12 protein-coding genes are annotated in these 13932 nt (G+C 65.0%); 10 read left to right on the forward strand and 2 right to left on the reverse strand.

The genetic code is table 11. The annotated features are described in order from the left end of the window. Positions 1-39: 39 nt before the first annotated feature. From PCO31110_RS24130 to PCO31110_RS24145, 4 genes are all read left to right on the forward strand, one after another. Positions 40-1491 (forward strand): aldehyde dehydrogenase, encoded by a 1452-nt coding sequence (locus PCO31110_RS24130; protein WP_150691629.1) that lies wholly within the window; start codon positions 40-42, stop codon positions 1489-1491. Between the two features lie 82 nt (positions 1492-1573). Beyond that, positions 1574-3454: a feruloyl-CoA synthase gene (locus PCO31110_RS24135; RefSeq protein ID WP_150691630.1), complete on the forward strand. Its 1881-nt coding sequence runs from the start codon at positions 1574-1576 to the stop codon at positions 3452-3454. Position 3455: 1 nt separating this feature from the next. Next, positions 3456-5204: an acyl-CoA dehydrogenase family protein gene (locus PCO31110_RS24140; RefSeq protein WP_150691631.1), complete on the forward strand. Its 1749-nt coding sequence runs from the start codon at positions 3456-3458 to the stop codon at positions 5202-5204. Continuing rightward, on the forward strand, positions 5201-6127 hold the full coding sequence (locus PCO31110_RS24145; RefSeq protein ID WP_010804523.1) for an amidohydrolase family protein: 927 nt from the start codon (positions 5201-5203) through the stop codon (positions 6125-6127). The genes PCO31110_RS24140 and PCO31110_RS24145 overlap by 4 nt, the downstream gene beginning before the upstream one ends. Positions 6128-6139: 12 nt before the next feature. Here PCO31110_RS24145 and pcaQ read toward each other — a convergent pair whose 3' ends face one another. Beyond that, complete coding sequence (pcaQ, locus tag PCO31110_RS24150; RefSeq protein WP_150691632.1) at positions 6140-7087, reverse strand: pca operon transcription factor PcaQ; 948 nt, start codon at positions 7085-7087, stop codon at positions 6140-6142. A 119-nt stretch (positions 7088-7206) separates the two neighbouring features. Between pcaQ and pcaH the strand changes: the two genes are divergently transcribed. From pcaH to pcaD, 5 genes are all read left to right on the forward strand, one after another. Then, entirely contained in the window at positions 7207-7917 is a 711-nt protein-coding gene (pcaH, locus tag PCO31110_RS24155) for a protocatechuate 3,4-dioxygenase subunit beta (RefSeq protein WP_150586119.1), read from the forward strand. A 3-nt stretch (positions 7918-7920) separates the two neighbouring features. After that, positions 7921-8511: a protocatechuate 3,4-dioxygenase subunit alpha gene (pcaG, locus tag PCO31110_RS24160; RefSeq protein ID WP_010804520.1), complete on the forward strand. Its 591-nt coding sequence runs from the start codon at positions 7921-7923 to the stop codon at positions 8509-8511. A gap of 166 nt (positions 8512-8677) precedes the next feature. Next, positions 8678-10054, forward strand: coding sequence for a 3-carboxy-cis,cis-muconate cycloisomerase (locus tag PCO31110_RS24165; RefSeq protein WP_150691633.1), 1377 nt, complete (start codon positions 8678-8680; stop codon positions 10052-10054). Then, entirely contained in the window at positions 10051-10476 is a 426-nt protein-coding gene (gene pcaC / locus PCO31110_RS24170; protein WP_010804518.1) for a 4-carboxymuconolactone decarboxylase, read from the forward strand. The genes PCO31110_RS24165 and pcaC overlap by 4 nt, the downstream gene beginning before the upstream one ends. Before the next feature lie 13 nt (positions 10477-10489). Then, positions 10490-11296 carry a 3-oxoadipate enol-lactonase gene (gene pcaD / locus PCO31110_RS24175; RefSeq protein WP_150691634.1) on the forward strand — a complete coding sequence of 269 codons (807 nt, stop codon included), beginning with the start codon at positions 10490-10492 and terminating at the stop codon, positions 11294-11296. Between the two features lie 72 nt (positions 11297-11368). On the opposite strand, the gene PCO31110_RS24180 is transcribed toward pcaD, so the two are convergent. Next, a complete protein-coding gene (locus PCO31110_RS24180; RefSeq protein WP_174979762.1) occupies positions 11369-12295 on the reverse strand; it encodes a helix-turn-helix domain-containing protein in 927 nt (308 codons plus the stop codon). Positions 12296-12575: 280 nt separating this feature from the next. Between PCO31110_RS24180 and pobA the strand changes: the two genes are divergently transcribed. Further along, complete coding sequence (gene pobA / locus PCO31110_RS24185; RefSeq protein ID WP_150691636.1) at positions 12576-13754, forward strand: 4-hydroxybenzoate 3-monooxygenase; 1179 nt, start codon at positions 12576-12578, stop codon at positions 13752-13754. Positions 13755-13932: the final 178 nt, after the last annotated feature.

Consider the following 13932-nt stretch of genomic DNA (forward strand, 5'->3'; position numbering starts at 1 on the left):
GACCATCCGTAACCGAACAGACGAAAGAGGAATCGCGCAATGCATGAAGTGCAGATGCTGATCGGCGGCCAGTGGCGCGGCGCACAAGGCGGAGCGACGTTCGAGCGAATCGATCCGGTGACGGGCGAAGTCGCCACGCGAGCCCCGGCAGCCACGCTGGCGGATGCCGACGCTGCGGTCGACGCGGCACAGGCGGCATTCCCCGCGTGGTCGGCGCTCTCGCCCACGGCGCGTCGCCAGCGTTTGCTCGCGGCCGCAGAACGCATGGACAGCCGCGCGGCCGACTTCATTGCCATTGGCGCGGCCGAGACCGGGGCGATGGCCAACTGGTATGGCTTTAACGTCATGCTCGCGGCCAACATGCTGCGCGAAGCGGCGGCCATGACCACGCAAATCGACGGCAGCGTCATGCCGAGCGACGTGCCCGGCAGCCTCGCGTTGGCCGTGCGCTCGCCGGTCGGTGTGGTGCTGGGCATCGCGCCGTGGAACGCGCCGGTCATTCTCGCCACGCGAGCGCTGGCCATGCCGCTCGCATGCGGCAACACGGTCGTGCTCAAGGCGTCGGAACAGTGTCCGGGGGTGCATGCATTGATTGGTGCATGTCTGCATGAGGCAGGGCTTGGCGACGGTGTGGTCAACGTCGTCACGAATGCGCCGGAAGATGCCGGCGAGATCGTGGCGCGTCTGATCGCGCATCCGGCGGTGCGCCGAGTCAACTTCACCGGCTCCACCCACGTGGGCCGCATCATCGCGTGCCTCGCGGCCGAGCATCTCAAACCGGCGCTGCTGGAGTTGGGCGGCAAGGCACCCGTGCTTGTGCTCGACGACGCCGATCTGGATGCCGCAGTCGACGGCATTGCGTTCGGCGCCTTCTTCAATCAAGGGCAAATCTGCATGTCGACGGAGCGGGTCATCGTCGATGCGCGCGTCGCTGACGCCTTCGTCGAGAAGCTCACCGCCAAGGCGGCGAAGCTGCACGCCGGGTCGCCGACATCGCCCGACAGCGTGCTTGGCGCGATGGTCAGTGCGCAGGCGGCGTCGCGCGTAGCAGCGCTGGTCGAGGACGCCCGCGAGCACGGCGCGCGCTTGCCGCTTGGCTGCCGCGTCGACGGTGCGGTCATGCAGGCAACGATTGTCGATGGCGTGACACCTGCGATGCGTCTGTACCGGGAAGAGTCGTTTGGTCCGGTGGTGACGATCCAGCGCGTGCAGAGCGACGACGAAGCGGTGACGGTGGCCAACGACAGCGAGTTCGGCCTGTCGGCGGCGATCTTCAGTCGCGATGTGTCGCGTGCCATGCAGTTGGCCAAACGCATCGAGTCGGGCATCTGCCACATCAACGGCCCCACGGTGCATGATGAAGCGCAGATGCCGTTTGGCGGCGTGAAGGCGAGTGGTTACGGCCGCTTTGGCAGTAAGGCGTCCATTGGCGAGTTCACCGAGCTTCGCTGGATCACGGTGCAAACGACCCCGCGTCACTACCCGATCTGATCAGGTCTGGGGATGAGGATGTGACCGCCCGCGAACGCGACCTAGAGCGCGTCCCGGCAGGACTGAAGCAGGAGACAGTGTTTTGAATCAAGGCAACAACACGACGGCGGCGCAGACGCCGGAGATCGCGGCGCATCGCTACCGGCCGGTGAGCATCGGCAATCCCGGCGTAGAAGTGCGGCGCGACGGCGAGTTCTGGTATCTGCGCTCACGTGAAGCGCTCGGCGACTTTCCCGAGCGTCTGACCGACCGGCTGGTGTCGGGCGCCGCTCAGCATCCGGAACGATGGCTGATCGCGCGGCGCGGTCCCGACGGCGCCTGGATCGGCATCACCTACGCGCAGATGCTGTTGCGTGCGCGCGCCATTGGTCAGGCTTTGCGCGATCGCGGCCTGTCCGAGCAGCGCCCGATTGCGATTCTGTCCGGTAACGATCTCGAACACTTCCAACTGGCCCTCGGCGCGATGTACGCAGGCGTGCCGTTCGCCCCGATTTCACCGGCCTACTCCATCGTGTCGACGGACTACGGCAAGTTGCGTCACACGCTTGGCGTGCTGCAACCGGGCCTCGTCTATGCGACCGACGTCAATGCCTACGGACGTGCCATGGATGCCGTGCTGGGCGACGACGTGATTCGTGTGAGCGCTGGCGGCGATGGCGGCACGCTGGCGTTCGACGCGCTGCTCGACACCGTGCCGCGCGATATCGACGCCGTACACGCGCAGGTCACCGGCGATACCATCGCCAAGATTCTGTTCACGTCCGGTTCGACGCGTCAGCCGAAAGCCGTGCCGACCACGCAGCGCATGTTGTGCAGCAACCAGCAGATGTTGCTGCAAACGTTCCCGACCTTCGGCGAGGCGCCACCGGTGCTGGTGGACTGGCTGCCGTGGAATCACACCTACGGGGGCAGCCACAACGTGGGCATCGCGTTGTACAACGGCGGCACCCTTTACATCGACGACGGTAAGCCGGTGACCGGCAAGTTCGAGGAGACGCTGCGCAATCTGCGCGAGATATCTCCGACGGTGTACTTCAACGTGCCGAAGGGGTGGGAGGACCTTGCCATTGCGCTCGAGAGCGATGCCGCGTTGCGCGAGCGCTTTTTCGCGCGTGTGAATCTCTATTTCTTCGGCGGTGCAGGGTTGTCGCAGGCGGCCTGGAACCGGCTCGAACGCGTGACCGAACAGCACTGCGGCGAGCGCATCCGGATCATGTCCGGACTCGGCATGACCGAGACCTCGCCGAGCTGCATGTTCACCACCGGGCCAATCATGCGGGCGGGCTACATCGGTCTGCCGGCGCCCGGCTGCGAGGTGAAGCTGGCCCCGGTGGGCGGCAAGCTGGAGGTCCGGTTCCGTGGTCCGAACGTCATGGCGGGCTATTGGCGTCATCAGGCCAGCGAGCCGGTGTTCGACGAAGAAGGCTACTACCGCACGGGCGACGCCGCGACGTTCGTTGACGTACAACAGCCGGAGATCGGTCTTCAGTTCGATGGGCGCATCACCGAAGACTTCAAACTCAGTTCCGGCACGTTCGTGAGTGTTGGGCCGTTGCGTGCCCGCGTGATTTCGGAAGGTGCGCCGTATGTGCAGGATGCCGTGGTCACGGGGATCAATCGCGACGACATCGGGCTGATGGTCTTCCCGCGGGTGGAGGACTGCCGCCGTCTGAGTGCGCTGGCGAAGGATGCCCCCCTGGCGGACGTACTCGCCGCCGCCCCCGTGCGGGAAGTCTTCGCGGGGCTGCTGACGAAGCTCAATGCCACGGCAGGTGGCAGTGCCACTTATGTCGCTCGCCTCATGCTGCTCGACTCGCCGCCTTCGCTCGATAAGGGCGAAGTCACCGACAAGGGGTCGATCAACCAGCGTGCCGTGCAGGATCATCGCGCGTCGACGGTCGATGCGCTGCATGCGGCTCAGGCGGAAGGCGCCCATATCATTCTTGCTCCGGCACGGCGCTGACATGGACTATCGGGTGTTGCAAAGCGCGGCCGACGATATCGCGTTCGTGCTGGATAAACTCGGTGTCGGCGAAGCGCTGACACGTCTCGCGCCGTTCCGCGAATTCGATACGGCGACGCTGGTGCAGGTGGTTGACGAGGCGGCGCGTTTCTCGCGCGAAGTGCTCGCGCCGCTGAACGCCGTCGGCGACCGGGAGGGCTGCACCTGGCGCGACGGCGAGGTCCGCACGCCTGCCGGATTTGCCGATGCCTATCGTCAGTATCGCGACGCTGGCTGGCCATCGTTGCCGTGCGATCCGGCGTCGGGCGGGCAGGGCCTGCCGGTCGTTGCGCAAGTGGCGGTGCAGGAACTGACGGCGGGCGCGAATCTGGCGTGGACCATGTATCCCGGCATTTTGCACGGTGCGTACGAATGCGTGCACCGGTTCGGCAGCGACGCGTTGCGCGATGCGTGGCTCGGTCCGCTGGTGAGTGGTGAATGGCTTGCCACGATGGCGCTGACGGAACCGGGGGCGGGCAGCGATCTGGGGCAGATTCGCACGCGCGCCGAGTGGATCGGTGGGGCGAACGACACAGTCAGCGTGACCGGCGAGAAGATTTTCATCTCAGGCGGCGAGCAGGATCTGACGCCGAACATCGTGCATCTCGTGCTGGCGCGCACGCCGGACGCGCCCGCCGGAAGCGGTGGTCTGTCGCTGTTTCTCGTGCCCAAGATACTGGCGAACGGCGAGCGTAACGCCGTGCGCTGCATCGGCATCGAGCACAAGATGGGGATTCGCGGCAGCGCCACGTGCTCGATGGCGTTCGAGGGGGCGACGGGGTATCTCATCGGCAAACCGCATCGCGGTCTCGAGGCGATGTTCGCGATGATGAATTCGGCGCGTCTGCATGTGGGCGCGTCCGGGGTCGGACTGGCTCAGAACGCCTACGAAATGGCCGTGAAGCATGCTTGGGAGCGCGTGCAATCGCGCGTACCGGGTGCGGCGGCGAACGCGCCCATTGCGCAACACCCGGCGGTGTGGCGTCTGCTCGAAGGGCAGCGGGTCGCCGTCGAAGGTGCGCGCCTGCTGTTGTATCGCGCCGCGCTGGCCATCGACGAGGCCCATCACGCCGACACGGCGGACGCACGCATGAAGGCCGACGCGTTAGCGGCGCTGCTCACGCCGGTCGTCAAGGCGATGCTCACCGAGCAGGCCTTCGAAGGCGCGAGCGCCGCGTTGCAGGTCTTCGGCGGGTATGGCTACATCGAAGAGACCGGCATCGCTCAGTATCTGCGTGACGCGCGTATCCCGATGATTTACGAAGGGACCAACGAGATACAGGCTATCGACCTGATGCTGCGCAAGGTCGTCAGAGACGACGGCGAGACGTTGCGGCAATGGCTCGCATGGACACGCACGCAAGTGAATGATGCGCGAGCCATCACGACGCTCAAGGGCTTCGACGCTGCGCTGGCGGCGTTGGACGAGTGGGAAGCGCTACTGCCGTGCGTCGTCGCATTGGCGCAATCGTCGACACGCGCGGCGTTGTGCGTGGCAGGGGAGGTGATGCGAGCCGTGCACGGGCTGTCGATGGCGGGGCTATGGGCGCACGCGGCGCTGGCCGAGCACCGCGCCGAGGCGGTGGGCGATATTGTGCGCGACGGCAAGCGCCGGGCGGCACGCTACTGGTTGAAATTCGAACTGCCGGAGACGCGCCGCGCAATGGCGATCGTTGCGGCGCAGATCAGCGATCCGGAGACGGCCGAATGAATCTCGACAAACTCGTCGCCATCGATACACACGTGCACGCGGAAGTGTCGTGCTGCCAGCCGCCGGATCTCTTCGGCAAGGCTTTCGACGACGCGGCGGACAAGTACTTCGGTACGGTTCTCAAGCAGAATCGCCGGCCCACGATTCCCGAGACCATCGAACACTATCGCGAGCGCAACATCGGCTTCGTGATGTTCACGGTCGATTGCGAGGCGAACATCGGCCGTCGCCGTATTCCGAACGAGGAGATTGCCGGCTTCGCACAGGAGAATGCGGACATCATGATCGCGTTCGCGAGTATCGATCCGCACAAGGGGCGCATGGGCGTGCGGGAGGCGCGGCGGCTCGTCGAGGCGTTCGGCGTGCGGGGCTTCAAGTTCCATCCCACCATGCAGGGGTTCTTCGCCAACGATCGCATGGCGTATCCGATGTATGAGTTGATCGCGGAGTACAAGCTCACGGCCGTGTTCCACAGCGGGCATTCGGGCATCGGTTCGGGGATGCCGGGTGGCGGCGGGCTGCGGCTCAAGTTCTCCGAGCCGATCCATCTGGACGACGTCGCGACCGATTTCCCGGACATGAACATCGTGATCGCGCATCCGTCGTGGCCGTGGCAATCGCAGGCGCTGTCCATCGCGCTGCACAAGCCGAACGTCTATATCGATCTGTCCGGCTGGTCGCCCAAGTATTTCTCACCGGAACTGATTCAGTACGCCAACTCGTTGTTGCGCGAGAAGATGCTGTTCGGTTCGGACTTCCCGCTCATCGCGCCAGACCGGTGGTTGCGCGATTTCGAGGCCGCAGGATTTCGAGACGAGGTCAAGCCTCTGGTGCTCAAGGACAACGCAGTGAGGATGCTCGGCCTTGCACCTGAGCCGATTCAGACTGCGGGCGTTGCGGCACCGGCTCCGGCACAGGCGTGAGCGGTGCCATCCTCAGCGCAACCCCGGCCCGCCGTAGCGCACACGCGCGGCTTCGCGCATGGCGCTGATGAGGGTCTGCTCCGGTGGCGTGGGCATCGTATCGTTGCGCCACAGGATGCCGATGGACTCCTCGGTGCCTTTCATCGCGAAGGGCAGGGCGCACAGCACGCCGTCGGCCAGATCGTCCTGCACGGTGATCTCGGAGGCGATCCACACCACGTCGTCTCGCAGGGTCATGGCGCGGGCGAGCGACATCGACAGCAATTCCGAGTAGTCATCGAGCGTGCCCACGCCGTGCGCGCGCAAGAAACTGTCGGCCGTGTGACGCAAGATCGTGCCGTGCGGCGGCAAGATCACGTGATGGTTCGCCAGATCTGCCATCGATACGCTGCGCTGTTGCACCAGCGGATGCGCCGGGCGCACGACCACACTGAGCGGCGTCGCGCAAAGATGCTCGAACGTGAGTCCCGCCATCCCCTCGGGATCGGACATCCGGCCGAGGGCGAGCGTCGTCTCGCCCGATTTCAACTGCGTGAGCAATTGCTGGTTCGCGCCGGTATGCACTTGCACCACGATGCCTGGCCATTCGCGCCGGAAGGTTTCGAGCACGCTGGGCATCATGGCGGCGGCCAGCGTGGGCAATACGGCGATCTCGATCACGCCGCCCGTCTGGCCGACGGCGCGGGAGAGCACATCGATGCCCTGACGCAGCGCACTCACGCTCGCCCCCGCGTGCCGCAGGAACAACTCCGCCTGCGCCGTCGGCCGTGCGCCGTTGCGTCCGCGGTCGAACAAGCGCACCCCAAGCAGTCCTTCCAGTTCGGCAATCGTCTTGCTAACGGCCGGTTGCGTGATGGACAGCGCTTCGGCAGCGCGCTGAAGGCTGCCGTGCTGCGCCACGGCCAGCAGGCATTGCAAATGACGCAGCTTGATTCGCCCGTCGAGTCGATGTCTTTCCATGCCGAAAAGTTATGAAAAACCTAAGAAAATGTCAATAAATATATCCGTTGATTATGGATATAGTGTCGAAAACAAGCTGGCGCCAGGCCAGATCAGTCAACACATAACGGAGTGAGACCATGTCGGAAACGACCACCGTCCTGCGCCCCCGCGACTGGGATTCCCATCCCAAGCTCATCGACAGCGGGTACAAGTCCACGGCGCTGCGCGGCCCCAAGCAACTGCTCGTCCCGGTCAGGCAGAACCTCGCGAACCTTCGCTCGCCGGTCTACGGCCACGGCATCATCGGTGAGCTCGACGGCGATCTCACGCGCAACGCGGTTCGCAACGGCGAGCCTCTGGGTGAGCGCATGATCGTGACCGGCCGCGTGCTCGATGAAGGCGGCCGTCCGGTGCCCAATACACTCGTGGAACTGTGGCAAGCCAACGCCTGCGGCCGCTACGTGCACAAGGTCGACCAGCACGACGCACCGCTCGATGCGAACTTCCTCGGCGCCGGCCGCGCGCTGACCGACGCGCAGGGCCGTTACAAATTCCTCACCATCAAGCCCGGCGCCTACCCGTGGAGGAACCATCACAACGCGTGGCGCCCGCAGCATCTGCACTTCTCGGTGTTCGGTCAGTATTTCGCGACCCGCCTCGTCACGCAGATGTACTTCCCCGGCGATCCGCTGCTGGCCTATGATCCGATCTTCCAGGCCACGCCGGCGCATGCCCGCGACCGTTTGATCGCGCGCTTCTCGATGGACGTCACCGAACCCGAGTACGCGCTGGGATACGAATTCGACATCGTGCTGCGCGGTGCCGACCAAACGCCGATGGAGTCCTGAGCCATGTCCGATTATCAGCAAACGCCGTCGCAGACCGTCGGCCCGTACTTCGCTTATGGCCTGTCGCCGGAGCAATACCGCTACGACTTCAAGAGCGCTTTCACGCCCGTGGTGGCGCTGGATCGCGCCGAAGGCGAAGCCATTCGCCTGATCGGGCAAGTGGTCGACGGCGAAGGCAATCCGATCAACGATGCCCTGATCGAGGTCGTGCAGGCCGATGCCCATGGCCGCTATGTGCAGAACGCCGACGAGATCGAACGTACGGGCTTCGCCGGCACCGGCCGTTGCGGCACCGGCACGGACGCCGAGAACCGTTTTGTCTTCGAGACGATCAAGCCGGGCTCGAGCGCGCCTGGCGAAGCGCCGCGCATCGATGTGATTCTGACGATGCGGGGCTTGCTCAATCATCTGTTTACGCGTATCTATTTCGACGACGAGGCTGCGGCCAATGCGCTTGACCCCGTGCTGCAACAAGTGCCGGCCGAGCGTCGCCACACGCTGATCGCACGCCGCGAGGTGAACGGCGGGCGCGTGTCGTACCGTTTCGATATTCGCATGCAGGGCGACGAGGAGACGGTGTTCCTCGACCTTTGACATCGGTCATGCAGGGCTGACACTGGCGCGGCTTCGGGCTGCCGGCATGAAAGTGCCGGCGGCCTGTGGCCGTATCTGCATTTTTGCAACGTACAAGGGTTTTGCCCGCGAATCCCGGACTCGCGGGCAGACTTTAACCACCAACTTAACCACCATCGACCCTCCGATGACGGAACTGCTTGACTCCTTGCTGCGCGGCTCTGCCGTGACGGCGCGTTTCTCGCGCGACGCCACGCTTCAGGGCATGCTCGACTTCGAAGCGGCGCTGGCCGCCGCCGAAGCCGACGCCGGTCTGATTCCGGCCGCAGCCGTCGCCCCGATTACCGCCGCGGCCCGCGCCAGCGAATTCGACTGGAACGCCTTGCGCGACGACGCGGCGCGCGCGGGCAACCTCGCCATTCCTCTGGTCAAGCAACTGACGGCCCGCGTGAAAGCGCTCGACGCCGACGCCGCACGATTCGTGCATTGGGGCGCCACCAGTCAGGATGCCATCGATACCGGTCTCATCTTGCAAGTGCGCGGCGCCCTCGACGCCATCGGCACCGATCTCGACGGCCTCATCGGCCAACTCGCTGCGCAAGTGCGGCAGCACCGCGCAACGGTCATGGTCGGCCGCACGTGGCTGCAACATGCCTTGCCCATCACATTCGGACTCAAGCTCGCGGGCACGCTCGACGCCCTGCTGCGCGCGCGCGCCGATCTCGCGAACGTGCGCGAACAGGTGCTGTGCGTGCAGTTCGGCGGCGCTGCGGGCACGCTGGCGTCTCTCGGTGCACAAGGTGCGGCGGTCTCGGCGGCGCTTGCCCGGCACCTCTGCCTGTCGGAGGCGGCCACGCCATGGCACGGCCAGCGTGATCGCATCGTGCGCGTGGGGGGCTGGGCGGCGTCGCTGACCGGCCTGCTCGGCAAGTTCGCGCGCGATACGGCGATGCTGACGCAAACCGAAGTCGGCGAAATTGCCGAGGCTTCCGGGCCGGGCCGTGGCGGTTCGTCCACCATGCCGCACAAACGCAATCCGGTCGGATGTGCCGCCATGCTGGCCGCCGCCGCCCGCACACCGCAACTCGCTGCCACGCTCTTCGCCGCGATGCAGCAGGACCATGAGCGTGGTCTGGGCACCTGGCATGCCGAATGGGAGACGCTGCCCGAGCTGCTCATGCTGTGCGGCGGCGCACTGGCCACGGCACGCACGCTCATCGGCGACTGGACAGTGGATACGGCGCGCATGCGAGCGAATCTCGAGATCACGCACGGGCTCATCATGGCCGAAGCCGTCACGATGGCGCTTGGCGAAGCGATGGGGCGGCTCGAAGCACACCGCCGGGTCGAGGCGTGTTGTCGCGAGGCCATTGCCCAGCAACGCCATCTGTTCGACGTGCTGTGCGAAAACGAGGAAATCACGCGCGTGCTTTCCGCCGACGCACTTGAGCGTTTGATGAACCCGCAACATTATCTGGGCGCTGCCGAGACGTTCGTGAGCCGGGTGCTCGCGCTCGCCGACGCCGCCGCGCCGACCTCTCAACCCGGCAGGAAATCGAAATGAACGATCAGGAACGTTACGACAACGGTATGCAGGTGCGCCGCGCCGTTCTCGGCGATGCGCACGTGGATCGCACGCTTACGCGCCGCAACGAATTCAACGACGACTTTCAGAACTTCATCACGCGCTTCGCCTGGGGCGACGTGTGGACGCGTCCGGGGCTCACGCGCCATATGCGCAGCATGATTACGCTCTCGCTGCTGATCGCACTCAATCGCGGCGACGAGTTCCGCATGCATGTGCGTGCTGCGTTCAACAACGGTGTGACGCGTGACGAAATGAAGGAGTTGTTCATGCACGCTGCGCTGTATTGCGGTCTGCCTGCGGCCAATCAGGCGATCCACGACGCCGAGAAGGTCTTCGCGGAGATGGAAGCCGCCGAGCCGGGCTCGACCACGCGTGTGCGCGATGACGCACAGCGCTGAGGAGACGAGCCAAATGACGACGGAACGTCTTATCGAGGTGGGCGACGCCATGCTGCGTGTGGTCATCAACGGCGACGATCGGGCACCGGCGCTCGTGCTGTCCAATTCGCTGGGCACGACGCTCGACATGTGGGCGCCGCAAGTGGCCGCTCTCGCGCGCGAATTTCGCGTGATCCGTTATGACACGCGCGGACACGGCGGTTCGTCCGTGACGCCGGGGCCGTACGCCATCGCGCAATTGGGACACGACGTGATCGCACTGCTCGACGCCTTGCATATCGAGCGCGCGAGTCTGGCCGGGGTCTCGATGGGCGGCATGACGGGCATGTGGCTGGGCATTCATGCGCCGCAGCGGCTCGAGCGTCTGGCGATCGTCTGCTCGTCCGCGCATATCGGCGGCGAGGATGGCTGGAACGCCCGCATTCGCACCGTGCAGGCCGACGGCATGAGCGCGGTCGCCGATGCGGTGGTGTCGCGCTGGTTCACGCCCGAGTTCGCGCAACGCGAACCCGCGCTCATCGAACGCATGAAAACGATGTTCCGGTCGCTCTCGGCAGACGGCTACGCTGCGGCGTGCGCAGCCGTGCGCGACATGAATCAGCTTGACGAGATTGCATCGATCACGGCGCCGACGCTGGTAATTACCGGCTCGGGCGATCTGGCGACGCCGCCCGCGATGTCGAGTGCGATGGTCGAACGTATTCCCGGTGCACAGCAGGTCATCGTGCCGGGGGCGCATCTGTCGAACATCGAGTGCGCGCCGGCTGTCACCGAGGCGCTGCTGCGCTTTTTGCAGGGGAAGACGCCGGCGAGCGCGTAAGCGCCGACTGCCTGCGTGAGCACGGGGGCGAGGCGCTCGACGGAGCCGCCTCGCCAACCCGGCCGAGTGTTGTCATTCGTCGCCCAGATGGGTGTTTTGCGCCTTGCGCCGGAAGGCCGACGGCGTGACACCGACATGCCGTTTGAAGACCCGGCAGAAATACGCGGGGTCCTGAAAGCCCAGTTCGTAGGCAACATGCGAGACGGGGGCGGGGATGTAGATGAGCTTGCGGCGCGCTTCGAGCATCAGGCGGTCCTGCACCAGGTCGAAGGCCGATTTTCCGGCGATGCGGCGGCACAGCCGGTTGAGCTTGCTCTCGGTGACATGCAGCCGTTCCGCGTAGGCCGGTACGGCCCAGGCTTCGGTGTAATGCGTCTCCACCAGCGCGCGAAAGCGGGCGAACAGATCCAGCTCCGTGCGCCCGGAGCGGGCTGCGGAATCGTGAAGCGCATGCAGCCTCGCGAGCAGCAGCAACACGCTGCGCGTGAGCCATCCGACCATTTCCGCGTGCCCCAGTTGCGGGCGCGAAAACTCGTCCATGATCAGGCCAAGCAACGTGTAGAGACGGTCGCGCGTTTGCGGCGCATCGCCCAGCGAGAAGAGCCATGGCTTGCTCAGCAACGACTCCATATCGGCGTCGGCCCCGATGGCCGCGTCGAAAGGCACGCTCTGCGCCATCGTGAGGACGAAGCCGTGTGCGCCGCGCGAGAAGCGGAAGTTGTGCACGGCGGACGGATGCACCGTGATGACGGCCGGACCTTCGACTTCCCATGTCGCGTCGTCGACGTTTGCCTCGACCGTTCCCTCGAAAATCGCCAGCACCTGAAAGAGTCCCAGATGCCGATGGGTATCGATATGCCAGTCGTAGAGGCGGCTGCGGGTTTCGATCCACTCGATATGGACGAAATCGGCACTGTCGGTTTCCGTCAATTCTCCGTACAGCGAGAATTCCGGAATCGTCTCGCGCGCCGCGCGCAGCCGGGGTGACGCGCCTGACATACTGGTTTTCCCTTGGGCGAAGTTGTCGAAAAAGTACAAGAAAGTCGTCGATTCATCCATTCAACACGCCGTGCGTGCTCCATAAGATATGACGCATTCGCCCCTCGTGACAAGGCGTGAACGCGTTTTTAGACATGCTCGTTTACGCGCAGTCCTAAGCGGGTGCAGCGTGCGCAAGACAACCAAGAAATGCAATCCGCACGCCTGCCGTTCACCTGTCGCGACATGACCCGGCCCGAGCGCGCCGGACGAGGGCGGAGCAAATCTGAGGAGACAATTCATGCGTACCCATTACCCCGTCGTCATCATCGGCGCCGGTCCCGCCGGCTTGCTGCTTTCCCATCTGCTGCACCTGCAAGGTATCGAGTCGATCGTGCTCGAATCGCGCTCGCGTGCAGCCGTCGAGTCGACCATTCGCGCCGGTGTGCTGGAGCAGGGCACGATGGACATTCTCAACGAGACGGGCGTGGGCGAGCGTATGCGGCGCGAAGGCGCGGTGCACCATGGCGTCGAGTTGGCGTTCGACGGTCAACGTCATCGCATCGCGCTGACCGAACTGACCGGGCGCGCCATCACCGTCTATGCGCAGCACGAAGTCATCAAGGATCTGATTGCGGCGCGTGAAGCGGCACAAGGCGAAATTCTGTTCGACGTGTCGGACGTCTCGGTGCACGACATCGATAGCGCACAACCGAGCGTGCAGTTCACCGTGCAGGGCAAGACGCAGCGTTTGACGTGCGACTTTATCGCGGGATGCGACGGTTTTCACGGGGTGTGCCGCCCGGCCATGCCCGCATCGGTGCGCAAGGAATACCAGCGGGTGTACCCGTTCGGCTGGTTCGGTGTGCTGGTCGAGGCGCCGCCGTCGTCCGACGAACTGATTTACGCCGCGCACGAGCGCGGGTTCGCGCTGATCAGCACGCGCTCGCCTACCGTGCAACGGATGTACTTCCAGTGCGATCCGGCCGAGCGTGCGGAGGAATGGAGCGACGAACGCATCTGGGGCGAGTTGCACGCGCGTACGCAGACCCACGACGGTTGGCGTCTCAAGGAAGGTCCGATCTTCCAGAAGAATGTGGTCGCCATGCGCAGCTTCGTCGCCACACCGATGCAATACGGCCGCCTGTTCCTCGCGGGCGACGCCGCGCATATCGTGCCGCCGACAGGGGCCAAGGGGATGAACCTGGCCGTCGCAGACGTCTGGCGTCTGGCGCGTGCGCTCGACGACTTCTTTCATCGCGACAGCGAGACGGGGCTTCAAGGCTATTCCGAAGCGGCGCTCAAGCGGATCTGGCGCGCCGAGCATTTCTCGTACTGGATGACGCGCATGCTGCATCGGATCGACGATGCCACGCCGTTCGAACAACAAATGCAGCGCTCGGAGCTTGAGTACGTGGTCAGTTCGCGCGCGGCGTCGCTCATGCTGGCGGAGAACTACGTGGGGCTGCCGCTCGTCTGACGACAGGCGGCGCAGGGATAGCGCCACCGGTGTGCGATAGCCGCCACCGGTGGCCGCGTGCATAACCGTCCGTTATGGATGGCCTGACGAAAGATCATTTTGACGGGCAGTTGAAAGACGTACAGTAGCGGCAGAAATCGACGCCGCCGCACCGCTGCGTCAAGACAGTGACAGGCGC

This window comes from Pandoraea communis, from assembly GCF_902459745.1.
GTDB classification, from domain to species: domain Bacteria; phylum Pseudomonadota; class Gammaproteobacteria; order Burkholderiales; family Burkholderiaceae; genus Pandoraea; species Pandoraea communis.

Coding starts and splice junctions, on each gene's coding strand:
- PCO31110_RS24130 (WP_150691629.1), top strand. CDS start 40: ATGCATGAAGTGCAGATGCTGATCGGCGGCCAGTGGCGCGGCGCACAA.
- PCO31110_RS24140 (WP_150691631.1), top strand. CDS start 3,456: ATGGACTATCGGGTGTTGCAAAGCGCGGCCGACGATATCGCGTTCGTG.
- PCO31110_RS24145 (WP_010804523.1), top strand. CDS start 5,201: ATGAATCTCGACAAACTCGTCGCCATCGATACACACGTGCACGCGGAA.
- pcaQ (WP_150691632.1), bottom strand. CDS start 7,087: ATGGAAAGACATCGACTCGACGGGCGAATCAAGCTGCGTCATTTGCAA.
- pcaH (WP_150586119.1), top strand. CDS start 7,207: ATGTCGGAAACGACCACCGTCCTGCGCCCCCGCGACTGGGATTCCCAT.
- pcaG (WP_010804520.1), top strand. CDS start 7,921: ATGTCCGATTATCAGCAAACGCCGTCGCAGACCGTCGGCCCGTACTTC.
- PCO31110_RS24165 (WP_150691633.1), top strand. CDS start 8,678: ATGACGGAACTGCTTGACTCCTTGCTGCGCGGCTCTGCCGTGACGGCG.
- pcaC (WP_010804518.1), top strand. CDS start 10,051: ATGAACGATCAGGAACGTTACGACAACGGTATGCAGGTGCGCCGCGCC.
- pcaD (WP_150691634.1), top strand. CDS start 10,490: ATGACGACGGAACGTCTTATCGAGGTGGGCGACGCCATGCTGCGTGTG.
- PCO31110_RS24180 (WP_174979762.1), bottom strand. CDS start 12,295: ATGTCAGGCGCGTCACCCCGGCTGCGCGCGGCGCGCGAGACGATTCCG.
- pobA (WP_150691636.1), top strand. CDS start 12,576: ATGCGTACCCATTACCCCGTCGTCATCATCGGCGCCGGTCCCGCCGGC.